Annotated in this window: 20 protein-coding genes and 2 tRNA genes; 8 read left to right on the top strand and 14 right to left on the bottom strand. The window is 69.6% G+C overall.

Annotation, left to right across the window (positions count from 1 at the left end; genetic code table 11):
- Positions 1-56 precede the first annotated feature (56 nt).
- Positions 57-1,544 (top strand): hypothetical protein, encoded by a 1,488-nt coding sequence (locus ENSA7_RS31580; RefSeq protein WP_106093115.1) that lies wholly within the window; start codon positions 57-59, stop codon positions 1,542-1,544.
- On the top strand, positions 1,541-1,726 hold the full coding sequence (locus ENSA7_RS31575) for a hypothetical protein (protein WP_106093114.1): 186 nt from the start codon (positions 1,541-1,543) through the stop codon (positions 1,724-1,726). The genes ENSA7_RS31580 and ENSA7_RS31575 overlap by 4 nt, the downstream gene beginning before the upstream one ends.
- Positions 1,727-1,740: 14 nt before the next feature.
- Here ENSA7_RS31575 and ENSA7_RS31570 read toward each other — a convergent pair.
- The 6 genes from ENSA7_RS31570 to ENSA7_RS31545 all read right to left on the bottom strand — a co-directional run bounded on the left by ENSA7_RS31570 (position 1,741) and on the right by ENSA7_RS31545 (position 4,888).
- Positions 1,741-1,814 (bottom strand) — tRNA-Arg (locus ENSA7_RS31570).
- Positions 1,815-1,843: 29 nt separating this feature from the next.
- Positions 1,844-1,917: transfer RNA gene (locus ENSA7_RS31565), tRNA-Pro, on the bottom strand.
- An 88-nt stretch (positions 1,918-2,005) separates the two neighbouring features.
- Positions 2,006-2,704, bottom strand: coding sequence for a non-canonical purine NTP pyrophosphatase (locus ENSA7_RS31560; RefSeq protein ID WP_106093113.1), 699 nt, complete (start codon positions 2,702-2,704; stop codon positions 2,006-2,008).
- A 4-nt stretch (positions 2,705-2,708) separates the two neighbouring features.
- Complete coding sequence (gene rph, locus ENSA7_RS31555) at positions 2,709-3,491, bottom strand: ribonuclease PH (RefSeq protein ID WP_244923973.1); 783 nt, start codon at positions 3,489-3,491, stop codon at positions 2,709-2,711.
- 145 nt (positions 3,492-3,636) lie between these two features.
- Positions 3,637-3,912, bottom strand: a complete 276-nt coding sequence (locus tag ENSA7_RS31550) for a hypothetical protein (RefSeq protein ID WP_106093112.1) — start codon at positions 3,910-3,912, stop codon at positions 3,637-3,639.
- Between the two features lie 487 nt (positions 3,913-4,399).
- On the bottom strand, positions 4,400-4,888 hold the full coding sequence (locus tag ENSA7_RS31545) for a hypothetical protein (protein WP_106093111.1): 489 nt from the start codon (positions 4,886-4,888) through the stop codon (positions 4,400-4,402).
- 95 nt (positions 4,889-4,983) lie between these two features.
- On the opposite strand from ENSA7_RS31545, the gene ENSA7_RS31540 reads away from it, so the two are divergent.
- Positions 4,984-7,041, top strand: coding sequence for a 3-hydroxyacyl-CoA dehydrogenase/enoyl-CoA hydratase family protein (locus ENSA7_RS31540; protein ID WP_106093110.1), 2,058 nt, complete (start codon positions 4,984-4,986; stop codon positions 7,039-7,041).
- A 126-nt stretch (positions 7,042-7,167) separates the two neighbouring features.
- Entirely contained in the window at positions 7,168-8,223 is a 1,056-nt protein-coding gene (locus ENSA7_RS31535) for a DUF4350 domain-containing protein (RefSeq protein WP_106093109.1), read from the top strand.
- Positions 8,224-8,399: 176 nt separating this feature from the next.
- Here the strand turns inward: ENSA7_RS31535 and ENSA7_RS31530 are convergent, their stop codons facing one another.
- Positions 8,400-11,354 carry a TIGR03960 family B12-binding radical SAM protein gene (locus ENSA7_RS31530; RefSeq protein WP_106093108.1) on the bottom strand — a complete coding sequence of 985 codons (2,955 nt, stop codon included), beginning with the start codon at positions 11,352-11,354 and terminating at the stop codon, positions 8,400-8,402.
- A gap of 227 nt (positions 11,355-11,581) precedes the next feature.
- Between ENSA7_RS31530 and ENSA7_RS31525 the strand changes: the two genes are divergently transcribed.
- Positions 11,582-12,562, top strand: coding sequence for a DnaJ C-terminal domain-containing protein (locus tag ENSA7_RS31525; protein ID WP_106093107.1), 981 nt, complete (start codon positions 11,582-11,584; stop codon positions 12,560-12,562).
- Between the two features lie 21 nt (positions 12,563-12,583).
- The gene (lipA, locus tag ENSA7_RS31520) at positions 12,584-13,555 is read left to right on the top strand and encodes a lipoyl synthase (protein ID WP_106093106.1); all 972 of its coding nucleotides are present in this window, start codon (positions 12,584-12,586) and stop codon (positions 13,553-13,555) included.
- Positions 13,556-13,625: 70 nt separating this feature from the next.
- On the opposite strand, the gene ENSA7_RS31515 is transcribed toward lipA, so the two are convergent.
- Positions 13,626-14,633, bottom strand: coding sequence for a hypothetical protein (locus ENSA7_RS31515; RefSeq protein WP_106093105.1), 1,008 nt, complete (start codon positions 14,631-14,633; stop codon positions 13,626-13,628).
- Between the two features lie 177 nt (positions 14,634-14,810).
- Between ENSA7_RS31515 and ENSA7_RS31510 the strand changes: the two genes are divergently transcribed.
- Entirely contained in the window at positions 14,811-17,810 is a 3,000-nt protein-coding gene (locus ENSA7_RS31510; protein ID WP_106093104.1) for a tetratricopeptide repeat protein, read from the top strand.
- A 60-nt stretch (positions 17,811-17,870) separates the two neighbouring features.
- Here ENSA7_RS31510 and ENSA7_RS31505 read toward each other — a convergent pair whose 3' ends face one another.
- The 6 genes from ENSA7_RS31505 to ENSA7_RS31480 form a co-directional block, all read right to left on the bottom strand.
- Positions 17,871-18,974, bottom strand: a complete 1,104-nt coding sequence (locus tag ENSA7_RS31505) for an alpha/beta hydrolase (RefSeq protein WP_146158354.1) — start codon at positions 18,972-18,974, stop codon at positions 17,871-17,873.
- A 92-nt stretch (positions 18,975-19,066) separates the two neighbouring features.
- Positions 19,067-19,960, bottom strand: a complete 894-nt coding sequence (locus ENSA7_RS31500) for a hypothetical protein (protein ID WP_106093102.1) — start codon at positions 19,958-19,960, stop codon at positions 19,067-19,069.
- A complete protein-coding gene (locus tag ENSA7_RS31495; RefSeq protein WP_106093101.1) occupies positions 19,957-20,289 on the bottom strand; it encodes a hypothetical protein in 333 nt (110 codons plus the stop codon). The genes ENSA7_RS31500 and ENSA7_RS31495 overlap by 4 nt, the downstream gene beginning before the upstream one ends.
- Positions 20,290-20,315: 26 nt before the next feature.
- On the bottom strand, positions 20,316-20,876 hold the full coding sequence (locus ENSA7_RS31490) for a hypothetical protein (protein ID WP_106093100.1): 561 nt from the start codon (positions 20,874-20,876) through the stop codon (positions 20,316-20,318).
- Positions 20,877-20,911: 35 nt separating this feature from the next.
- Positions 20,912-21,808 carry an aminotransferase class IV gene (locus ENSA7_RS31485; RefSeq protein WP_181234294.1) on the bottom strand — a complete coding sequence of 299 codons (897 nt, stop codon included), beginning with the start codon at positions 21,806-21,808 and terminating at the stop codon, positions 20,912-20,914.
- A gap of 76 nt (positions 21,809-21,884) precedes the next feature.
- A complete protein-coding gene (locus ENSA7_RS31480; RefSeq protein WP_106093098.1) occupies positions 21,885-22,613 on the bottom strand; it encodes a polyprenol monophosphomannose synthase in 729 nt (242 codons plus the stop codon).
- A 199-nt stretch (positions 22,614-22,812) separates the two neighbouring features.
- On the opposite strand from ENSA7_RS31480, the gene ENSA7_RS31475 reads away from it, so the two are divergent.
- Positions 22,813-23,424, top strand: coding sequence for a PilZ domain-containing protein (locus ENSA7_RS31475; RefSeq protein ID WP_146158353.1), 612 nt, complete (start codon positions 22,813-22,815; stop codon positions 23,422-23,424).
- The last annotated feature ends 28 nt before the right edge of the window (positions 23,425-23,452 follow it).

Raw genomic sequence — 23,452 nt, 5'->3', positions numbered from 1 at the left:
CCATGCCCGCGTCCTCCTCACCTTCGTCGCTCGGGCTCGGCTGAGGCGCTCACGTCGTGGAGTACGTTCGCTTCCAGTGCCCAGCGTGCGGGGCCGAGCTCCCCCCAGAGCCGCCGACCACCGAGGTCAACTGTCAGTACTGTGGCTCGCGCTTCGCCCCCGAGCGCGCGCGCACGGCCAAGACGATGGCCGGCGTCACCCTCGATACCAAGGCGCTGTATGAGCACATTCGCCGCGCAGGTGAAGAGCTGGCGAAGACGGCCCAGCAGCTGGAGGTCGCCGAGCAAGCCCGGGCCGAGCTCGAGGCCGAGCGACGCGAAGCGGAGGCCAAGCACGCCAAGGCCAAGCAGCGCAGCCGACGCAAGCACGTCCTTGGCCGGATGGGCCGGCTGCTGTTCCAGACGCTGGTCTTCGCGTTCGTGGCAAGCGTCATCGCGTTCGCAATGGTCGCCGCAGGGGTGCTCGCGCTCGACGACATCCCCGGGCTGCGCAGGCTCGCGGGCGTGTACGATCAGCTCGAAGCCAAGCTCGACGCCACGCTCGAGATCAGCGGCGTCGATCCCTGGGCGGGTCCGCCGATGCTGACCGAGATCGCCGGCCAGCCCGCCGTCGTGGCCCGCGTGCGCGACCACGCTGCCGATCGCATGTTCGTCGACGCCTACGCGATCCCCAGCGGCGAGCGGCTGTGGCGGATCGGCCCGCTGAGCACGTCCGACCGCGAGCTCCAGCACCTGCGGTTCACGGTCGCCGGCCACTGGGTCGTCGTCAGTGACACGAATTCGTCGGTGTTCGTGCACGAGCTAGCGACCGGCACCCGCGTGCGAACCCACGACGTCGGCGACCGCGTCGAGTACCTGTGCAGCGTGCCCGCAGCCGAGCCTGGGGCCGCGCCCGTGGTCTACGTGCACGTGGCCAAGCGGCGCCACCAGCTGCTGGACCTCGAGACCGGCGCGCTCACCCGTCAGCGCCAACCCCCGCTCGGCTGCGAACAGGCGCGCGCGAGCGAGCTGGATCCCAGCGTCGCGCTGGCCACCAGCGTTCGCGGGAAGCTCGACGGGATCCAGCTCGACCGGGTTCACGTCGACACCGCGACCGGTCGGGGCGTCGCGCTGGGCAAGACCACCGCGGCGGGCGAGTCGGACGAGGCCCAGCCGATCGTCGTCGGCTTCGCGTTCGATCCGGAGACCGAGGCCGGACGAGCCAAGCGGATCGACCGGGGCACCGCGCTTCGCGTGACGATCAGCGAGAGCGCGTGGCGCATGCCCCTGCCGACCGCGGCGGCCCCGTGGCCGATCGCCAGCACCCTCGCCGCGGGTCGAGCGGTGATCGGCTGGGTCGACGGCGACGGCCGCTATCACGTCGACGCGATCGGCGTTGAAGCTGGCGCGCCCGAGTGGTCGGTGCCGCTCGAGCTCGGCGTCGGCGACCGCTTGGTTGGGGTGCGCGCGTCCGCGACCCACGTGATCGTGGTTCGTGCCCACGTGCTCGAGCTGCGCGACGCGAGCACGGGCGAGCTGCTGGGTAGCGTCGGCGCGCCGCCGTGACGACGGCGGGTCGAGTCCGGGCAAGACCTGCCCAGCTGCATGCTCTGGCCGGCGAGCTGTCCACCGACATCAGCGAGCTCCACGACGTCGCGGTGTTTCCAGCTGGCTACGGCGTCGCCGTTGGTGAGCACCGGGCGGATGGCCTCGACGCGGACCTGTGGATCCATGAGTTCTCGCTCTGAGCCTGGGGCAGCCTTGCACCCACCAGGGCTCGAACCTGGGCCATTCGGCTTAGAAGGCCGATGCTCTATCCAGCTGAGCTATGGGTGCGATGCCGCGCATCTGCGCGGGCAGAAAAATCGGGGCGAAAGGATTCGAACCTTCGGCTTCCTGCTCCCAAAGCAGGCGCGCTACCAGACTGCGCCACGCCCCGAAACGACGCGGAGCCTAGCCGAGTGCGGCGGCGAAATCCAGAGGGTCACGCGTGCAGCGTGAGCGTCCCAGTTTGGGCCAGCGCGGGCTCACTGGAGGATGAGGGGCAGCTCTTGGACCAAACGCCGAGACGCCGCCCCTCGATGCGATCGCTGGGACTTCTCGCCGCGGCTCAGCTCCGCGAAGGTGCGCGTGTCCCCATCAATCCAAAAGTGCGGGTCGTAGCCAAATCCGCCGTCACCGCGCGCGGCCACCCGGACCGTGCCACGACAGCGCCCCTCGATGCACAGGCAGTTCTCGCGCATGAAGATCGCCCCAGCGTCGGGCAGGGTGAAGTCGAACGGGCGGGTGCCAACCTGGCGGATCGCCAGCACGCACACGTAGTCGGCCGGTGACGCGTCGATCCCCCGGGCGCCCAGCTCCGCCACGAGCTTCGCGTTGTTGGTCTCGTCGGTGGCGTCGGGGCCAGCGAAGCGAGCGGAGTAGACCCCGGGCTTGCCGTCGAAGGCGTCGACGCACAGGCCAGAGTCGTCGGCGAGCACCAGCTCGTCGCGGGGAGCGCCGACTGTGCGCAACCACTGCGCGATCCCGGCGGCCTTGAGCACGGCGTTGCCCACGAAGGTGATCTCCGTCTCCTCGATCTCGGGCGGCATGCCGTACTCCGGCAGCGCGGCCACGCTCACGATCTCGAGCTGGCGAACCTCGGGGAACCGGGCCCGAGCGAGCGTCGAGGTCAGCTCCTGGAGCTTGTGGGGGTTGGTAGTGGCGACCACGATTCGTCGAGGCATCGACTCACACTCCCGCTTCGATCAGCGCCGCTCGCTGAGCGGCCATCAGCTCGGCGACCCCAGACTCGGCTAGATCGAGCATTCGATCGAGCTGTGCGCGGCTGAAGTCGCCGCGCTCGCCGGTTCCCTGGACCTCGACCAAGCCGAGCTCGGTGCTGCCCCCCCGCATGATCCCGCGCATGACCACGTTGAGGTCGACGACGGCGCGGCTGTCTTCGTGGTAGCAGAGGTCCAGCATTGCGACAGGGTCTCGACCAGGATCGGCGCCCTCCGGCTCGACGACGCCAACCGACACCGCCGCGACCTGACCCAGGCCCGGGTGCTGGCCGAGCTGCCCGCTGGCCACGAGCTTGCGCAGACATATCTCGAGGGCGACCCAGGCGCCGGTGACAGCTGCGGTCCGGGTCCCGCCGTCGGCCTCGATCACGTCGCAGTCGCAGACGATCGAGAGCCCGCCGTCCGGACCCACGAGCTGGCTGAGATCGACGGCGGCACGCAGCGAGCGGCCGATCAGACGCTGGATCTCCTTGCCGCGCCCGCCCGGATCACGGCGGCCGCGAGGCCTGGTCGCGCCGGGCAGCATCGCGTACTCGGCGGTGATCCAGCCGCCGCGTGTCAGCCACGAGGGTGTGCGCGGCTCGAGCGAGGCGGTGCACAGCACCCGTGTCGCTCCGGTCGCGATCAAGACCGAGCCCGGGGCTGCAGCGGTGAAGCCCGGCTGCAGGCTCAGGCTCCGCAGCTGTGCGGGCGTGCGTTCATCAATACGGTGGGTTGGTGCGTGCGACAACTTCGGCTCTCGACCTGCAAAGTACCCACGTCCGCGCACGCTGTACATCGCGGGACCGGCACGAAACAGCACGCCGATGAACCAAAAGAACCAAAAGAAAAACCGGAGCCACGTTGGCTCCGGTCTTCCTTCGATAGAGGGTGGATTACTCGGGGGCGGCTTCGGCGTCGCCCTCGGGTGCAGCTTCGCCCTCGGGTGCAGCCTCGCCCTCGGGGGGCGCGGCTTCGGGGGCGGCAACCTCGGCCGGTGCGGCCTCGGGTGCAGGCTCATCGGCCTTCTTGGCGTCGGCCTTGTCATCGGCCTTCTTTTCGTCGGCCTTGTCGGCCTTGTCGTCCTTCTTCTCTTCCTTCTTGTCGCAAGCGGGGGCGGCGAAGGTCAGAGCAGTAAGGGCAGCGACGAGGATGGTGGTGTTGAACTTCATTCTCGCGTCTCTCCGTGTGTCGATTCGAGTCGGTTTGGAAGCCCCGCACCCAGGCACTAGTGTGACTGAGCTTGCGCGGAGCGAGCGGCGCGTGCGCCGGGATGCGATCATTACCACGTGTCCGAGGCGACCGCAGCCCCGACATTCGGTGCAGTACTAGGGTCAAGCCAGTTTAGACCCAGGTTCCTACGGCCCAATGGGCGAGATCGAGCAGATTGCGAACCCAATTAATCGCTGTCTAGCCCACCTGAAGATCGCGCCATTCGATCCCAGATCGGAGCTTCGAGCGCCGAGAAATACGAGTAGAATCAAGGCCGACCAAGAAAGATATGCGTGGCGTCGACCCGCCTGGCCGCGCACAGACTGCGCGTGTCACCCAAACGCACAAAGCTAGCTTGTGGAGCTATCGACATCGCTCCGACAAAAATGTCACGCGAAGTGAAATTCGCGGGTGCGAAGACTCAAGCGCGGGGGTTGCGGGGAGAGATCACCACTCGCAGCCCCACTCCTGCGTCGCGCGCTTGGCTTGCTCGCGGGCGATCCGACAGCCGGTCTCGAGCCCTCGCTTGGCGGACGCCCCACCCGCCGCGGTCTGCTTCCAGGCCTCGATGTTGACGAACACCTGGCGCCGGAGCGCGTCACGCTCGGCCTCGGGCACCTTGGCGTCGATGCAGGCCACGTAGTCCTTCACGTAGGTGTCGCACAGCTCGACCCCAACCTGCTCGAAGGACTCGGGAAGCGGCACCTGCGGTTCCTCTTCGCCAGTCTCGGTCTCGTCCTCCGCCTCGGTTCCGCCCGCTTCGACACCACCCGCGGGCTCCCCTGGCTCGCCTGCGCTGGCCTCGGGCTGCGCAGGCTCGGGCGCGGGCGTGGGCGCGGCGACCGAGGTCTCAGCCTTCTGCTCGGACTCTGCGCCCTTGCAAGCGGACAGCGAGACAATCAACAGGGCCAGGGTGAGGGCGCGTGAGGTCGACATCGCGGGGAGTCTATCAGCACGGGCCGTGAAAAAGCTCAATCGACGACCTCTGCGGAGCCGTCAAAAGCCGCGTCCCCTTCCCTACCATCCCGGGCATGCCGATCAGCGATCCCTCCGTCAGCGCGATCTTCCAGCCCGATGCCAGCGAACCCGTGAAGGCGCTGCTGGTCGCGGGTGCCTGCGGCAACGTCGGGTTCGGCAAGCTCGGACAATTTGCGCGGCTGCTGGCGAAGCACGGCGTGCCAGTCATCGCCCTAGATCTCTCGGACGCGGTCGACGGGGTCAAGGACAAGCTGCGCGAGGCGTTCGGCGGCCGGTTCTCGGCGGCCGAGGTCGACGCCGTGCTCGACAACATCACGATCGTCAAGGGCACCCTCGCCGACGTGCCCGCGGCGCTGCAGCTCGGCTTCGTGTTCGAGGCAATCCCCGAGCGGCTCGACATCAAGCAACCCTTCTATCGGGCGATCCGGGCCCGCGACCCGCAGGCCTACGTGTTCTCGGCGACCTCCGGGTTGACCACCAAGCACCTGTTCGAGGGCTTGCCCGGGGCCGACCGCTCCGGCGTCATGCACCCCTTCTTCCCGCACCTCACCAACAAGCTGTGGGAGGTCCCGACCCGGGGCTGCACGACGTCAGCCGAGACCCTGAAGGTGATCCGCAAGTTCCTGGGCAAGCTCGGGATGAACCTGATCGAGACCGCCGACGCGCCCGCGTTCGCGGCCGATCGGATCTTCTGCGGGATGATGCTCGAGGCCGTGCGCATTCACGTCAGCACCGGGCTCGCGCCCGCGCAGATCGACGACGTGTGCCGCAAGCTGCTCGGGACCTCGCCGTTCTTCGTGCACAACCTGATCCCCGGCGCCAACTACCTGTCCGCCCACTGCATGCAGCTGCTCAGCGAAGAGGTCGACTCGACGCTGTACCAGATCCCCGAGCAGTGGCAGCCCTACATGAAGGACCCCCACCAGAAGTGGCCCTACGAGCGCGGCCAGCAGTGCCCACCGGAGCACGTGGCCATGGTCGAGCAGCGCATGCTCGGGATGTTGTTCTCGCTGACGGCCTACATGCTGAAGCACGAGGTCGCGCGGGCCGACGCGCTCAACTTCTTGTGCGAGAACGCGCTGGCGTTCTCGATGGGGACGCCCGCGCTGATCGCCGAGCGCGGGCTCGAGGCCAGCAAGCAGCTGGTCGCCGCGTTCGTGGCCGATCAGTCGATCACCAAGGCCGACGAGGTCGCCCCGATCGCCGAGCTCGACGACGACGCGCTCGCGTCGATCTACGTCGGCACCGCCGTGCACGGCAACGTCGGGCTGATCTCGCTCGGGCGGCGCACGATCAACCACCGCTTCATCGCCGAGCTCGACGCCGCGTACGAGCGGCTCGCCAATGACGACGCGGTCGCGGCGATCGTCGTGGCCCCAGATGGCGCGCTCAGCCGCGAGTTTGGCCACGGCGCTGATCTGAATTGCTTCGTCCCGGTGCTCGGCGACCACGACCGCGCGCTCGAGTTGATCCAGGGCTGGAAGCGCACGCTCATGAAGTTCAAGACCAGCGCCAAGCCCACGGTCGCGGCCTTGGTCGGGCGGGTGCTGGGCGGCAGCAACGAGTTTGCGTCGTGCTGTCAGGCCCGCGTCGCCGGGGCCGGGACCGTGATCGGCCAGCCCGAGCCGACCGTCGGCGTGCTCCCGGGGCTCGGCGGGTGTCACCACATTCACCGCGCGTCCAAGCCGCAGAGCTGGGCGCGGATCAGCGAGCTGCTGTTGACGGGCCACGCGTTCAAGGCCGAAGAGGCCGCGGACTGGGGCTATGTGTCCAAGGTCGTGCCGATCCGCGATCTGCCGGGCGAGAGCATGGCGTTCGCGGCTGGGATCGCGGCTGGCAAGATCGAGCGTCCGGCGTTTCGTGAGGGGCCGGCCGAGGTCTCCGTCAGCCGTGACGTGGATCCCTGCAACGAGGCTGGGGTGCCGCTCGACGCTGACCTGCGCGAGCTGATCGCCAACACGATCGAGCGCGCAAACGCGCTGCCGTTTGCCGAGGGATCTGCGATCGAAGAGCGCGCTGCCGCGCAGAGCTTGACGATGAGCAGCACGGCGATCGGGGTCAAGGCGATGCAGCGCGGCAAGCCGCCGGCGTTTGAGAATCCGCTGGCCTGAGCGGTTGGGCCCTAGCGCGCGGGCGGAGATCGCGGGATTCCCGCACCAGCGGGGATCGCGGGATTCCCGCACAGACGCAGCTCGATTATGTCGATACGACGGGCGGCGAAGGCGTACACTCGTCCCATGCTACGCCACGGAACGCTGTTGACCTGCCTGCTGACTCTGACCGCCACCTCGCTCGCGTGCGCCGACAGCACGGCCGACGGCGGCAAGGACGACGCGAACGACGGCGGCACGGCGAGCGAGACAGCCGGTGGCTCCGAGGCGTCGGGGACCATGAGCTCGACGGGGACGATGGGTGATGGTGATGGTGATGGTGATGGTGATGGTGATGGCGATCCCGGGGACGGCGATGGCGATCCGGGCGACGGCGATGGCGATCCCGGCGACGGCGACGGCGACGGCGACGGCGACGGCGACGGCGACGGCGACGGCGACGGCGACGGCGACGGCGACCAGTGCGAGGTCGCCGAGATCGCCTGCGACGGCATCGATGAAGACTGCAACGGCATCATCGACGACCTCGACGAGGGCATGGACGGCTTTTGCGACTGCTACCGGATCGGAATCATCGGCAACAAGGGCTCCAACCCCGCCTCCGATTTCGAGGTCTGGCTCGAGGAAAAGGGCACCACGGCGACCCGATTCGGGATGTTGGGCAATCATCAGCTGACCGCCGACGATCTCGCTGAGTTTGATATCTTGATCGTCGACCGACTGACCCATCAGTACTCGGCACAAGAGGCCGCGATCCTGCAAACCTGGATTGCGGCTGGGCACGGCCTGATCAGCATGGCCGGCTACGGGAACAGCGCGGCCGATGTCACCCAGCAGAACTCGCTGGTGTCCATCTCGACCGGTCTCAGCTACGCCGCGCCGATCTACATCGACCCGACCGAGGTCTGGCAAAACCACCCGGTCGCCGATGGGGCCGAAGGGGTGCAGATCCACGGCGGCTGGCAGGTTGTGGGGCCCGGCATGGTGTTCGTGCGACCCGAAGGCGAGAACAACACCTCGCTGGGTACGGCGGTCGAGCTGTCCGACGGCGCGGCGATCGTGTTCTCGGACGAGTGGATCAGCTTCGACTCGGAGTGGCAGCAGATCCCGGAGGTCGAGGTGTTCTGGCAGAACATGATCTCCTGGGTGGGGCCCAAGACCTTCTGCGTCGATCCGCAGTAGCGGCTCGGGTCGGGACCACCTGATCGGCGCGGGCGAGCTGTTGCGGATGGATCAGCTCGAGCCTGAATCCGACGATATCGAGCGCCAACGCAGGGAGTTCGAGCGAGGAGCCTGTGCGGCCGAGCCACGCTGACTCTCGTTCGTCGACGAGCTCCGCCCGCCGCGTTGGTTCGTGCTCACAGCGCGGGGACGTGGCGGCGGTGTTCGGGCCGCCACGCGCCGCCGAGCTCGCGCAGACCGATCAGCTCCGACTCCGGCTCGGGCCGGGCGAGCAGCCGCTCGCGTCGCATCCGATGATCTTCCACAGGCGCGCCGAGCAGCAGGGCCGCGAGCTCGCGCGGGCGGGCGTTGGCGCCCTCGACGTCGGTCCGCAGGCGAAACCGCAGGAGCCCGAGATCCTCGTCGACGGCGGCAGACAGCAGGCGCTGATCCAGATCGATCGTGACGCTCTTGGACCCGACCTCGCGCCGCTTGCCGCGGTGCTTCTTCTTGACCTTTTGCTGGCGGGTCACGCACAGGTTGCCGGCCGCGAGCATGGCGTCGACGCGCTCGCGCAGGCCCGAGAGCTGCTCGGGCGCGAGGTGAACGGCGAAGTCGGCCCCGGCGACCAGCTCGCCGAGGGTCTTCTCGCCCGGCGGGACGATCCGCGCGTCGAGCAGGTGAAACCCGGGCGGCTGGACGGCCTGCAGGCGCGCGAGCAGATCGGCCGCGATCTCGCTCCGCTGCGCGGAGTTCAGCAGGCCGAGCATGTCCTCGGCCGAGCGCTCGAGCAGCAGATCGCAGTCGAGCACGTCTTCATCGGCGCCCATGCCCAGCGCCAGCGCGGGGCCAAAGCTCATGCGTGGCAGCGGCGAGAACCCGCGCGAGAAGCCGATCTCGAGCCCGGCGCGCCGGAACATGCGGGGGATAATCCGCACCAGATCGAGCTGACTGAGGAACCGAATGGTCCCGCGCTTGGCGAAGAACAGCCGGACCTTGCTGTAGGGCGCCTCGGCGTTGTGCTTGAAGGCGCTGTCGTCAGCGAGGTTGCTGGCGGCCATGCCCCGGCGCAAGCGCTCGAGCGGGATCAGCTGTTGGTCGCCCTGCTGAGCGAGCTCAGCCGCTTCGATCGCGGCCTCTCGTTTGGCGATCGCAGCCTCGCGCTCGGTGGCCATGCTCGACAGCCCGCGCAGCGCGACGATCCGCTCCTCTCGCATCTCGCCCAGATCACACGCGACGCCGCAGTCGTAGCAGACCAGCCGCTTTTGCTCGGCCTGGGCCGCGTCGAGCGTGGTGTGATGGACCTTGGCTCCGGCGGGCTTGCCACACGGCGGCGAGACCCGGCTGGCCAGGGCCTTGCGATACTCGCCCTCCAGGAAGCCCGGCTCGAGCTGCATGTCGAGGTGCGACCACGGCAGCGGCACGCCGACCGGCAGCGTGCGAGTGTAGACCTCGGGCCGGATCGCGTGGGTCTCGAGCGCGTCGAGCCAGGTCTCGAACGAGAAGTACTCTTTCCAGCCGTCGAACCGCGCGCCGTTTTTGTAGGCGGTCTCGAGCACGTCGCCGAGCCGCCGATCGCCGCGGGCGAACAGGCACTCGAGCCAGCTCTCGCGCACGTTGTGGGTCTTGATCGCGAGCTTGTTGCGGGTCGCCATGTCGCGCAGCAGCCGGACCTTGGTCTCGAGGTCCTCCATGCTGTCCATCGCGGCCCACTGAAACGGCGTGTGCGGCTTCGGGACGTGCTGCGAGACGCTCAAGGTGATCGCCGGGGGCCGGGCGAGCTGCAGCTCGCGGGCGACGTCGCGGACCATGCGGCCGGTCTCGATGATCCCCGCGAGGTCCTCGTCGGTCTCGGTCGGCAAGCCCATGATGAAGTACATCTTCATGCGCTCGTAGCCGCGCTCGAACATCCGCCTGGCCGAGGCCAGGATGTCCTCGTCGCTGACGTTCTTGTTGATCACGTCGCGCATGCGCTGGGTCCCAGCCTCGGGCGCGAAGGTCAGGCCGTCGATCCCGACCTTCTTGATCTCGTCCATCATCGACTCGTTGAGCCCGTAGGCGCGGAGCGAGGCGATACCCAGCGAGACCCGACGCTTGGCCAGCTCGGGGACCAGGGCCTTGATCAGCGGATCGATGCACGACACGTCGGCGGTGCTCAGGGCCGTGAGGCTGGCCTCGTTGAACCCGGCGGCGTCGGTGCCCTCGAGCACGGCCGCGACGATGTCCTCGGGCTTTCGCTCGCGGACCGGGCGATAGATCATGCCGGCCTGGCAGAACCGGCAGCCCTCGGTGCAGCCGCGGGTGATCTCGACGCTGGCCCGATCGAAGATCGCCTCCGCGTAGGGGATCGGGAACCGGGTGGGGAATTTGAAGTCGTCGAGGTTGCGGACGAACACCCGCTGGATGTCGGTCGGCGCGTCGGCGGCCTCACCCTCGGGCGAGCGCCCGACCACGACCTGCAGCTCGGTCCGCGGCTCGACGGCGACCTCGAAGAAGCGCGGGACGTAGATGCCCGGCAGCTGCGCCGCGGCGGCGAGGATCTCGAGCCGGGGTCGGCCCTGCTGGCGCATCTGACCGATCAGGCGCAGCAGCTCGGGCAGCAATTCTTCGGCCTCGCCGACCAAGAACAGATCGATGAAGTCGGCGAGCGGCTCGGGGTGCGTGGCCGTGGGCCCGCCGGCGATCACGATCGGATCGGCGTCGGAGCGATCGCGCGAGCGCAGCGGAACCCGGCCGAGCTCGAGGTTGAGCAGCACGTTGGAGTAGCTCAGCTCGTACTGCAACGAGACGCCGACCACGTCGAAGTCACGCAGCGGCGTGTAGGTCTCGAGCGAGACCAACGGCAGCTCGCGCTCGCGCAGCTCGGCCTCCATGTCGCGCCACGGCGAGAACGCCCGCTCGCAGCACAGATCATCGGCGGCGTTGACGAGGTCGTAGATGATCCGGGTGCCGAGGTGGCTCATGCCGATCTCGTAGAGATCGGGGAACGCGAGCACGAACCGACAGCTCAGGTCAGCGTGCGACTTGACGATCGCCTGCTCTTCGCCGCCGAGGTAGCGGCCGGGCTTCTTCATGCGGGCGAGGAAGGCCGCGTACGGGTGCGCAGCAAGCGCGTCATCGCGGAGTTCCTCAAGGTTCACTGAAGTCGCCATTGCGGCGGTTGTTACCACGCTCGTTGGCGAAACCCACCATCCGTGGGCGAACCCACGCAGTACGAGGCGCGATCGCGGCCAGGCGCGGGCGCCGACCACGGCCACGCATTGCGGGGCTGCCGACCATCCGCGCACGCGTGGCCGTGCGCGACCACCGACGAGGGGTTGCGTCTTTGCGGGCGCCCCTTAAGCTCGCTCGCGGCCTCGGCCGGAGCAGAGCAGCCACGATGAAGGACCTCTACCAATCGCTTGGCGTCGACCGGTCCGCGTCACAAGACGAGATCAAGAAGACCTACCGCTCGCTGACCCGCCAGTTTCACCCCGACAAGAACCCCGGTGACAAGGCCGCCGAGGAGCGCTTCAAGGACGTCTCGCAGGCCTATGAAGTGCTCGGCGACGAGCACAAACGCAAGCTCTACGACGAGTTTGGCGAGATGTCGCTGACCCAGGGCTTCGACCCCGAGCGCGCGCGGGCGTACCAGCGGGCGCGGTCGGGCGGGTTTGGTGGGCGCCCGGGCGGGGGCTTCGGCGGCTCCCAGAGCTACCCGTTCTCGGACTTCGGCGACGCCCGCGAGACCAGCTTCGACGATCTGCTCTCACGCCTGTTCGGCGGCGGGCGGATCGACGGCGGCGACATGTTTGGGCGCGGCGGTCGACCGGGCCCGCAGGCGCGCCGCGGCGCCGACATCCAAGGTGAGATCAGCGTCACGATCATGGACTCGCTGCTGGGCGTGACCGTGCCGCTGCGGGTCGAAGAGCGCGGCGGCAACCTCCGGACCCTCGACGTGCGCGTGCCCGAGGGCGTGACTGACGGCGGCAAGCTGCGCCTGCGCGAGCAGGGCGGACCCGGGAGCCCGCCAGGCGACATCATCCTGACCGTGCGGGTGCTGCCGGGCCGCAACCTCGAGCGCGACGGCACCAACTTGCGCATGAAGCTGCCGGTGACCGCGCTCGAGGCCTACCGCGGCGGACCGATCGACGTCCCGACCCCGTGGGGACCGGTGACCATGCGGCTGCCGCCCGGGACCCAAAACGGCCAGACCTTGCGCCTGCGCGACCGCGGCGTGCGGATCCGCGGCGAGCCGCGCGGCGACCTGCTGGTGACGATCGACATTCAGATGCCCGAGGGCGGCGACGACGAGCTGCTCGCCGTGCTCGAGCGCCTGCAGGGCGAGACCACGCTGCGCCGCGAAGAAGCGCTCGCGTGACCGGCCGTGCTAAGTACGACCGTGGCCACGCACCTGCCGATCGTCCGTGACGCCCCCGCGCAGCCGGCCGCCCCGTCTTCGGGACGGCGTCGGCACCCGCCCTGGCTCAAGGTCCCGATGCCCGCGGGCGAGGCCTACACGCAGCTGCGTCGGCGCGTGGGCGAGCTTCAGCTCCACACGGTCTGCCAGAGCGCCGGGTGCCCCAACATCGGCGAGTGCTGGAACAACAAGGCGCTCACGATCATGATCCTGGGCGACATCTGCACCCGCTCGTGCCGGTTTTGTGATGTCGCCACCGGCCGCCCGCTGGCCGTCGACGAGGGCGAGCCCGAGCGGGTGGCCACGATCCTCGCGGAGCTCGATCTCAACCACACGGTGATCACCTCGGTCGACCGCGATGACCTGCGAGACGGCGGCGCGCGAATCTGGGCGGCGACGCTGGAGGCTTGCCACCGCCGCGCGCCCGACATGACGATCGAGGTGCTGGTCCCCGACTTCAAGGGCGCCCTGGGCGACGTCGACACCGTGCTCGACGCCGCGCCCGACGTGTTCGCCCACAACCTCGAGACCGTGCCCCGCCTCAGCCGCGAGGTCCGGGTCCAGGCCCGCTACGATCGCAGCTACGCGGTGCTCCGCCACGCCCGTGGGCGCGGAGCGCTGACCAAGACCGGCCTGATGCTCGGGCTCGGCGAGACCCTGGACGAGGTCCGCGAGGTCATCACCGAGCTCGGTGAGCTCGGCCTGACGATCCTGACGCTCGGGCAGTACCTGCAGCCCAGCAAGAAGCACCTGCCGATCAGCCGCTACGTCCACCCCGACGAGTTCGCCGAGCTCGCCACGTTCGCGCGTGCGCGGGGCGTCGCGCACGTCGAGGCCGGGCCGCTGGTCCGCAGCTCGTACCACGCAGAGGGTCAGGCCGAGCTGATCCAGCGAATGCAGGCGCTCGCCGACTACGGCCGGGTCGGCTTCGCCAGCCTCCGACCCGAGCGCTGACCCACGCGCGCGTGGACGCGTGGACGCGTGGACGCGTGGTTCAGCGAGTCGGCCGGGGACTCGTCGCTCGCTACTCCGTCTCCGGGACCTCGACGGTCACGTCCCACTTGTTCGAGATCGTGTCTTCTTCGACCTCGATGCGCGGGTCCTCGGAGAACACGAAGATCTTGTCGCCGTACTCTTCGACCTCCTTGGGCTCGCCCCACTTTTGCTTGAACAGCGCGAAGATCTGGTCCTTGGCGGCCGGGTGCGGCTCGAAGTCGAGGCCGAACCAGAACCGGTCGATCTTGCCCTCGTCGGTCCAGCTCAAGTGCACTGGCGTCCAGTACTTGCCCCACTCGGTCGGCGGGTACTCGAGATCGATGCTGGCGGTCGGCTTGCCCATCAGCGCCTTCGCCTCCTCGCCCGCGAGCTTGGCGATGTCCTCTTGGCTCTTCTTGGCGTCCTCCTCGGACTCCTTCTTGACCCACGTCGCGTACTTGGCGTCGAGGTCGGCGGGCGTCAGGCCCAGCAGCGGCGCGTCCTTCTCGAACGCGAGCTCCTTGCCCTCACCGATCAGCTGGGTGATCGGCCAGTAGTGGGTGAACTCGATGTGGGCCTCGCCGTCGCTGTACGAGTCGCCGATCGACACGCGCAGGTTGTCGGCGGGGTTGAACCACCACAGGACCTTGGCGTCGAGATCGGTGCCCTCTTGCGGCGCGCCCCACTTCTCGGTCGCGAACTTGATCGCGTCGGCCTTGGGCAGGTTGAAGTACACGCGGGTGAGCTTGGTGGTCTCGTCGTCGAACCCGGTGTTGAACCAGATGTCGGGGTAGGACTCGGACTTGATCGTGCCGTCTTCGGGCAGATCGGCCATCGCGGTCTTGGCCTCGGCCTGGGTCATGCCGAGCTTCAGCGCGCCGTAGGTCGACGGCATCGTGACCTTGTCTCCGGTGAACAGCGTGGCGGGATCGAGCTTCTCGATCTTGGGCTTGGCCTCTTCGGCCGGCTTGTCACTCTCGGACTTTCCACAGGCTGAGATCGACAAAAGCAGCGGCAGGGCCAGCGCGGCGGTGAGGGATCGCTTGATTGCGTACATGGGGGGAGTTCCTGATTGGCGTTCGTTGGACCGGGTGCCTCGCGTGCGCCGAGCCGGCGCGCGGATATACCCAGTTGGGCGGATCGGGCCGCATGTTCGTGTGGTTCGCGCGGCGGCGCAACCGGGCGCGTGCAGGGTGCAGGACAGGCGGGCACAGACGACCTACCATTGCCGCGAGTGTCCGAATTTCGGCGGCGAAAGGCTCATGATCGGCTCCGGGACGCACGTACTCGGCTCGCGCAGCGCGACTACGCGGCAGCGAGTGATGCGTTCGCAGCCGGGCTGCGGCTCGATCCCAGCGATCGCGCCAGCTGGGAGCTGTGGGCCGAGTGTCTCGAACAACAAGGCAAGCTGATCGAGGCCGGGCGGGTGCTCGTCGAGGCGCTCGAGCATCACGCGGACGACCCGGCCCTGCAGCTGGCGCTGGTCCACGCGCAGATCGAGACCGGACAATTCGCGGCCGCCGAGCGTCAGCTCGAGCCGCTTCGGGCACGCTGGCCGGACCAGCGACCGCCGCTGGCCTACCTCGCGCGGGTCCTGCGAGACATCCGGGCGTACCCGCGGCTGCAGGCGCTGCTCGAGCGGGCGCTGAGCGAGGGCTTCGCTGGCGACGCCGAGCTCGAGGGCCTGCTCGACGCGTGCCTGAGCTGGCAGCGCGAGCGCGGCGAACAAAAGCCCGCGCTCGCGAGCATGCGCGAGCTGCTGCTGGTCGAGTACCAGGTCGTGTTGCTGGGGACCGGTCACGACGACGGGCTGACGATCCCCTGGTACTCGACCTACCTGTGCTCAAACTACGACGTGGTGGCCACCTGCGCGCGGCTGCTGGGGTTCGCGTCGAACTTCGACTGGCGCTGGTCGGCGGTCGCGGCCGTCGACCCGGCCGCCCGCGTGCTCGCGCTGTTGCTGGCCGAGGCGCTCGAGATCGACGCTATCGAGCTGCCCACCCAGGCGAGCGGGGAAGCGGTCCCCTACCCCGATCCCGCGCAGACCTTGGCGGTCGCGTCGTTCGTCGAGCCGGGCTGGGGCCAGGCCGAGCACGGCGAGTGGGCGCTGCGTTGCGCGGCGCTGGGCAACATGTTCGCGTTTGGGGCGCTGGACTACGCCGCCCACCGCGATCCGCTGCCGCCGATCGTGGGCCTGGCCGCTGGCGAGCGGGTCTGCCTGCCGTGGTGGCGGTTGGGCGAGGCGCGGATCGGGTTTGGCCGGCTCGGCTTGATCGACGATCTCCCGCCCGAGATCGACAGCCGCCCGCCCGAGCGCGTCGCCGACGACTACCGCCGACCGCTCGCCGAGTTCGAGCTGGGGCCCAACTTTGGGATCCAGCTGCGCTACGTGCTCGAGCAGCGCGCGCTGCTGCATCCCGGGCTGCGACAGCGCAGCGAGTTCGCCCGGATCTTGCCGAACACGCCGCCGCGGGCCGGTCCCAAGCACGAGCTCCCCGACGCGCTCGCCCGCGACACGGCCGAGTTTCTGCGCGCGCTCGGGGCCCTCGAGCGGGCGCCCGAGCGCATCGGCGAGGCCGAGCTCGCGAGCCTCGAGCGCCGCTTCGTCGCCGCCCCAGAGGTACGCTCGCGGCTGTCGGATCTGCTCTACCGCGTGACCCCGGCCCGGTTCTCGCGGCTCCTCCACGAGCTGGTCGCGCGGCCGGCCGCGCAGGTGCCCTGGCGCGAGCGCGACGGCCTGCTGCACCTCTACGGCTGCAACCCGTGGACGGGCAGCGGAGCCGATCCGTCGCCCGCGACCGCCGAGCTCGAGCGCTGGCTCGAGCTCGGCGCGATGACCAACCGCAGCGAGATCGTCCAGTCCAAGTACGGGCTGCACCACCTGGCCGAGGCCGCGGACTTCGCCGGGGTCCTCGCGCGGCTGCTCGCAGACGAGCCGGCGATCGTGCTGGGCACGGTCCGCTGGCTGCACGACAACCCCCACCTGCACGGCCACGCGCCCGCGCTGGTGCCCCTGCTCGCGCACGACCACGCCGACGTGGTGTTCGAGGCGCTGCAGTGCACACGCGTGGCCAAGCTCGCCCTGCCCGCGGCGATCCTCGAGCCGATCCTGAGCGGGCATCGCCACGCGCACCCGCGGATGCTCAGCGCGGCGGTCGAGCACCTCGAGCTGTGGCCGATCGCGCTGGCGCATCCGCGTCTGCGCGAGCACCTGCGTGACGCCGAGCCCAGCGTGGCCTGGGCGGCCGCGCGCTCGCTGCTGCGCGGTGGCGAGACGATCGCGGAGCGGGCGGTCGGGGCCGAGATCGTCGCCGCGCGGATCGTCGAGCTCGGGCTCGTCGACACGCCCGAGGCCGCCAGGCAGATCCGCCAGCTGCTGCGCGCGCTGGCCAGCGTGGACGACTACGCGCTGATCGAGCCGCTGCTGCGCGCGAGCGAGTCCGCCTCGCTCATGAAGATCATCGCGGTCGCGCTGACCCCCGCGCTGATCGAGTTTGATGATCCGCGGCTGGTTGCTCACCTGCGACGGTTCCGCGACGCGTTTGGGCTCGATCCCCCGTATGGCTACGCCAGCTTGCTGCTGCGTCACGGCGACCCGGCGCTCGACCGCGACGCCGTGTACGGGGCTCAGGGCGCGACCGATCCACGCGCCAGCTACGAGGCCAAGGCATGCCTGGCGCGCTGGGGCGATCGCAGCGCCCGCGACGAGCTCGAGCGGGCGCTGAGCTACGCCCCACCCACGCGCGAGGCCGCGCTCGAGGCGTGGGTCTGCGTGCTGCACGAACGCGACTACGCGCGGCTCGACGCGGCCCTGCGCGACGGCACCCCCGAGCTGTCGGACCGACTGTGGACCGCCCTGTGTAGCAATATCGCGGGGGCCCGCCCGGCCCCGCGCGCGTGGATCGACGGCCTGGCCGCGTACCTCCGCGATGTGTGGACCCGCGAACAGGCCTGGGCCGCGTTCATCGAGCAGCAGCTGCGCGATCAGATCCCCAGCAAGTTCGTGGTCGGGGCTCAGTCCGCTCAGTTTGCGGTGCTCGCCGAGCTGCTGCCCAAGCACCTCGACGAGCTGCTGCGACGCTGCCTGGGGCCGACCGCGACGCCCGATCGGCTGAGCGTCGACGCGCTCGAGTGGCTGGGCGCGCATCGGCCCGAGCAGGCTCGCGCGTGGGCCAGGCAGCTGCTCGGCTCGCCGCACTGGGGCGTCCGCCAGTGCGCGCGACGGCTCGTCTGAGCTAGCAGGCCCGCGCTGCCGTGGTCGACTCAGCGCTCACGGTATGCCGGAGCTAGCCGATCAGATGCTCGCGCCCGCGGACGCGACAAAGTTCACGATACAGCTGGCCAGCGCCGGATCGCCGAGCACGTCGTTGTGCTGGCCGCTCGCGCAGGTGCCGTCGACGGAGGTGATCACGCTGCGCTCGGGGGCCGCCGCATCGAGGGCGATCCCGAAGGTGGTGGCTTCGGCCACGTCGACCCAGTCGTCGCCGGGCGAGTGGATGATCAGCGCGTCGCCGGCCGCCGCGAGGCTCAGATCGTCGAGGTGGTCGGCCAGGTAGCGCGGCGAGCCAACGTCCCAGCACGGCCGCGCGTAGGTCTGGTCAGTGCACCCGTCGGGTGCGCTCGGTGGGGCGCCGAACGCCTTGCGGGTCGCGCACGCGAACTGGCCGGCCCAGAAGTTCGCGTCGTAGCTGTCCCAGGCGGCGATGTCGTAGATCCCCTCGAACCCGATCGCGCCGATCGCTGGCGGGCAGGTACCTGGGCGCGCGCAGCCACCCTCGAAGTCGGGCCAGCGCAGGTTGAGCTCGTGGGCCATGTGCCCGCCCGCGCTGTGGCCCCCAACGTAGAACCGCGCCGGATCGAGACCCCGCTGCGCCGCCTGGTTCTGCAGCGCGGTGACGGCCGCGGCCAGATCCCGAACCTGCTCGGTGTACGTGTCGAGGCCGGTGCCCGAGCACTCGCCGCCGAGCGCCTGACTCAGCCGATAGTTGATGCTGGCGCACGCCTGGGCGCCGGCCGAGCTCGTCACGATCGCGGTGCACAAGCCCGCCAGCGCGCTCTTGTCCCCCGCCTGCCACAGCCCGCCGTGGGCGAGCACGAGCGTGGGCAGCGAGGTCTGGGCCGGTCGCTCGGGCGTGTAGAGATCCAGGGTCTGGCTGGCGTCGTCGCCGTAGGACAGCTGCTCGACCTCGACGATCACCCGATCGCCGTCCCCATCGCCATCGCTGTCACCGTCGCCGTCGCCGTCACCATCACCGTCTTCGCTGGCGCGGGTCCCCGTCTCGGTCTCGGTGTCTCCCGGCTGGGTCGTCGACTCCGCGCCCTCGCTCGACTCGGACGCCCCGCCGCCGTCTTGCATCGACGTGCTTCGATCCGGCTTGGCGCACGCCAGCCCAGCCATGATCGGAACCCACAGCCACCCCCATCGCATCCCGCGAGTGTGACACGGCCCGCCACCCCGCGTCTGCAGGAACCCCGCGAGTGCAGGATCCGTCAGGTCGCCGCGCGCTGGTCGAGCGCGGCTCGGATCAACCGAAGCGCCTCGTCGACGCGCTTGGTGGGGACGCTGACGCGAGTCGGCATCCCGCCACCGAGCTCGAGCAGGTCGACGAAGTTCAGCCCGCTGTCGAACGGCGCCGCGATCGAGGCGTTGCCACCGTCGACCACGACGGCCACCGTCGCGCGCTGCTGCCCGAGCAGCAGCAGCTCGGTCTTGTCGAACTGCCCCGCGCCGCCGGGCAGCCTGACGACCGCGACGTCCCCGTCCACGACGTACAGCTCCGCGAGCTCGCCCGCGCGGGCGGCCATGCGATCGTAGTCGGCGGCCGCGGCCTCGATCGACTCGCGCTCGATCCCCGGCTTGCGACCCTCGACCAGGTAGCGAAGGATCCGTTGCTTGAGCACCTCGTCGCGGTAGTGCGCACGCAGGGCTTTGTCGATCCGGGCGCCCTCGGGGCTGACCGGCCCGATCCGGGTGTCGACGGCCCGGGCGTCATCGTCGGCGCCCGGGTACGGCTCACGCCCGCCGAGCAGCCACTTGGCGGCCGAGTACAGCCCATCGAGATCGAAGTGGGCGACGATCGTGTCGACCGGCCCGGTGTCGCGCACGAGCTCCTCGTCGATCATCTCTGGGCAGGCCCCGTGCTCGGCCTTGATGGCGAGCACGAACCGGGGATCCGCGGCAAACCGGGCGTGGGCGGGGTGATCGTGGTGGTCGACCCAGCGCGCGAGCCGGGGCCCGAGCGCCTCGATGAACTTGCCCGTGGTCTTGTCGAAGCCCTTGCCGAGCCCCTCGGAGGCGAACGCGATGTCGAGCACGACGACGCGCCCGTCGAGCTCACGCGGCTTGGGCAGCCGACGCGGGCTCGCGAACACGACCGTCGTCATGACGACGCGTCCTGGGCCGCCGCCAGCGCGCTCGCCAACGCGCTCGATAGCTCCGAGGCGGCGTGCTCGTCACTGGCCGCCGACGCGACCGCGAGGCCCCGCTCGTAGACCGAGACCGCGTCCGAGCCGCGGCCCATGGCCTCGAGCAGGTTGCCGTGCATGAGGTAGCCCGGCACGTAGTCGGGGTGGTGCTCGGCCAGCGCTACGAACGCCTGAGCGGCGTCGTCGTTGCGGCCGAGCTTCTTGTACTCCATCGCCAGGCCGTAGCGAGGAAACGGATCGCCGGGCTTGGCGGCGACCATCTTCTCCAGCATGCCGAGGCGATCCATGGCTGATGTCGTGCCCGAGCGGGCGCTCAGGCGGCGCCCTTGTCCTTGACCGGCCGCTCGGCCCAGCGCTGCTTGAACTGCGCGACGTAGGCCTCGATCTCCGCGCTGGGCATGCCGACCGCCTCGAGCACCTTGGGCGTCTCGTCGAACACCGGGGTCTCTTGCAGGTGGCCGACCAGCAGCAAATAGGTGCCGACCTCGTGGGCCGGGTACTTGGCGAGCAGCAGATCCACGCCCTCGCGCAGCTCCTCGGGGGTCTTGGTCTCGCAGAAGTCCTCGTCGGTCTCGCCCTGGGTGTGCTTGACCTTCAGGTGATCGAGGAAGTCGACCAGCATGGTCCGGTGGTGACGCATCAGCCACTCGATCAGCAGCGCGAGCGCCAGCTGCTCGTTGTCCTTGCCGAACTCGTTGTCAAAGCGCTTGCGCCAGACCTTGCGGCGAGCGGCCTGGGAGAACGCGGTGCTGGGCGTGTTCGAGTGTGAACCGCCGGCCTTGAGCACGGCGCGGATCTCCTTGCCGGAGAGCTCACCGTAGTAGGCGTCGACCTTTTCGGGTCCGAGATGCTTGCAGATTTCGATGGGCTTCACGTTGGCTCGTCTCCGCTCTCGCGTGGGGCGGTACCCTAGTCGTCGTCGTCGCGCAGGGCAAGAGGCGACGCAGCGCCACCAGCATCCAGGAACTCCTCATAGATGGCCTGGACACGCCGGGTCACCGGGCCCGCGGTCCCGCCACCGACCGTGCGGCCGCCGAGCGTGGTCACGGGCATCACGCCCCGCACGGAGCTGGTCAGAAACAGCTCGTCCGCCACGCTCAGCTCCTCCGTGTTGATCGATCGCTCGCAGGTGGGGATCCCCAGCCGTCGCTCGAGCAGCTCGATGACGACCCCGCGGGTGATGCCCGCGAGCAGGCCGGTCGCCAGCGAGGGAGTGTGGACCGAGCCGTCGACGACCATGAACAGGTTCGAGGTCGCGCCCTCGGCCACCTCGCCGCGCTCGTTGCACATGATCGCGTCCTCGGCCCCAAGCTCGTGAGCGTGACGCAGGGCCAAGATGTTGCCGAGGTAGTTGCCGGTCTTGAGCCCCGGTCGGATCGAGCCCTCGCGCCCGACGATGACCGCCGAGATCCCCCGCTCGTACTCCTCCGGGGTCGGGACCACGATCGGCGAGACCATGATCACCAGCACGGGGGACTCGACCTCGCGGGTGTCGAGCGCGATCGGGCCGGCGCCGCGGGTCACGACCACGCGAATTCGGCTGTCGGGGTTGGCGGCGGCCGCCACCGTCTCGTGCAGCGCGTCGGTGATCTGCGCGTCGGTGAACGGCAGCTCGAACGCGATGCCCTCGGCGCTGCGACGCAGCCGGTCGAGGTGCGGACCGATCTCCACGACCCGACCGCCCGCGGTCCGCAAGGTCTCGTACACGCTGTCTCCATAGAGGAAGCCGCGATCGAACACACTGATGTTCGCGTCTTGCGGATCGAGGACCCGCGCGTGGGTCGACAGCCAGACCTTGGTGCTCACGGCTGGGCTTATAGCCCCCCGCGAACGCCCACGAAACGGCGCCCGCCCACGCGGGCACTGCTGGGGGCCCGAACACTCATCCGCGCAGGCGCAGGCCGAGCACCTTGACCAACGCCTCGGCCGCGATCTTGGCGTCCATCTTCGACTGCCCGCGCTCGCGCTCGACGAACACGATCGGGACCTCGAGGATCCGCATGCCGGCGCGCACCGCCCGGTACTTGAGCTCGATCTGAAACCCGTAGCCGCGGGTCGCGAGCGCGTGCAGATCCAGGGTCTCGAGCACCCGCCGGGTAAAGCAGATGAAGCCCGCGGTCGGATCGCGGATCTCCAGGCCGAGCAGCGTGCGTGCGTACAGGCCACCCCCGCGCGACAGCAGCTGGCGGTGCCAGGGCCACCCGCGGGTGCCACCGCCGGGCACGTAGCGGCTGCCGATCGACATGTCGGCGCCGCCCTCGGTGCAGGCCCGCAGCAGCGCGCCGAGGTAGCGCGGATCGTGGGAGAAGTCGGCGTCCATCTCGAACAGGTGGGTGTAGCCGCGCGCGTGGGCGAGGCCCCACTCGAAGCCCGCCACGTAGGCCTTGCCCAGACCCTGCTTGCCGCTGCGGTGCAGCACGGCGACCCGCTCGTCGGCGGCGGCCCGGCGATCCGCGAGCTCACCGGTCCCGTCGGGGCTGGCGTCGTCGATCACCAACACATGGAAGTCGGGCTGGACCGCAAAGATCGCGTCGAGGATGCCCTCGAGGTTTTCTCGCTCATTGTAGGTTGGCAACAGCACGAGCGGTCGCGCGCCTGTGTCCTCGGGCATGGTGCGACCATAGGCGAGGTCGGGCTCAGATCCTCGTCCACCGCGACCCCAAGTGCAGCGGGCGTACGCCAGTGCGCGTGTTTCCGCACGTTGCAAAACCGCCCCTCGGCCTAACAAACGTGATCCGAGGGTGACGAAACGAGCGCACGTTCTCGCCAACTGTGGTAGCGTGCGCACACGCGGACGGACGTACGTTTCCTTGCGAAAAATACGCTCGCATTACGGCACCCCAGAGGACTTCGTCGCGGCGATCCGTCAGGATAGCGCGCTCGAGGTGTTTACGACGGACGGCTTCGAGCCCGGCGAAGAGGTCCTCCTCGAGCTGTCCTTCACCGGCCTGCCAGGCAAGATGATGGTCCGCGCGATCGGCCAGGAGTGGCACGCCGCCCGACCCCGGCTGCGGGTCCGCGCGGGCGGAACCGTGATGTGCGCCGGCTCGGAGTGGCGCAAGGTCCAGTTCCTCAAGCGCGTGGCGACAGGTGACATCAAGCTCACCGCGCGCCGCCGCCATGTTCGGCTCCCGGTCCTCGTCGAGGTCCGGTGGCGCCGCCGCAACGAGCGCGACTTCAAGACCGCGGCGCTCTCGGAGATCTCCGAGGGCGGCTCGCTGCTGCTCACCCAAGACCGGCCCGACGTCGAGGACGAGGTGATCATCGAGATCACGCCGCCCGGCAGCGCCCGGCCGCTCGAGATCCTCGCGGTCGTCCGCAACTCGCAAAACGACGAGGGCGTCGGGCTCGAGTTCATGGCCCGCGACATGGGCGGCGTGCACCGCCTGCGCGAGGTCATCCGTCGGCTCGTCGAGCAGTAGCGGTTAGCCGTGTCCGCGCCGCAGCAGG

Source organism: Enhygromyxa salina (assembly GCF_002994635.1).
Classification (GTDB): domain Bacteria; phylum Myxococcota_A; class Polyangia; order Nannocystales; family Nannocystaceae; genus Plesiocystis; species Plesiocystis salina_B.
Note: the sequence above shows the minus strand (reverse complement) of the source record. Positions and strands in the feature narration are given on the sequence as shown.

Coding starts and splice junctions, on each gene's coding strand:
- ENSA7_RS31560 (WP_106093113.1), bottom strand. CDS start 2,704: ATGCCTCGACGAATCGTGGTCGCCACTACCAACCCCCACAAGCTCCAG.
- ENSA7_RS31550 (WP_106093112.1), bottom strand. CDS start 3,912: ATGAAGTTCAACACCACCATCCTCGTCGCTGCCCTTACTGCTCTGACC.
- ENSA7_RS31545 (WP_106093111.1), bottom strand. CDS start 4,888: ATGTCGACCTCACGCGCCCTCACCCTGGCCCTGTTGATTGTCTCGCTG.
- ENSA7_RS31540 (WP_106093110.1), top strand. CDS start 4,984: ATGCCGATCAGCGATCCCTCCGTCAGCGCGATCTTCCAGCCCGATGCC.
- ENSA7_RS31535 (WP_106093109.1), top strand. CDS start 7,168: ATGCTACGCCACGGAACGCTGTTGACCTGCCTGCTGACTCTGACCGCC.
- ENSA7_RS31530 (WP_106093108.1), bottom strand. CDS start 11,354: ATGGCGACTTCAGTGAACCTTGAGGAACTCCGCGATGACGCGCTTGCT.
- ENSA7_RS31525 (WP_106093107.1), top strand. CDS start 11,582: ATGAAGGACCTCTACCAATCGCTTGGCGTCGACCGGTCCGCGTCACAA.
- ENSA7_RS31515 (WP_106093105.1), bottom strand. CDS start 14,633: ATGTACGCAATCAAGCGATCCCTCACCGCCGCGCTGGCCCTGCCGCTG.
- ENSA7_RS31505 (WP_146158354.1), bottom strand. CDS start 18,974: ATGGCTGGGCTGGCGTGCGCCAAGCCGGATCGAAGCACGTCGATGCAA.
- ENSA7_RS31500 (WP_106093102.1), bottom strand. CDS start 19,960: ATGACGACGGTCGTGTTCGCGAGCCCGCGTCGGCTGCCCAAGCCGCGT.
- ENSA7_RS31495 (WP_106093101.1), bottom strand. CDS start 20,289: ATGGATCGCCTCGGCATGCTGGAGAAGATGGTCGCCGCCAAGCCCGGC.
- ENSA7_RS31480 (WP_106093098.1), bottom strand. CDS start 22,613: ATGCCCGAGGACACAGGCGCGCGACCGCTCGTGCTGTTGCCAACCTAC.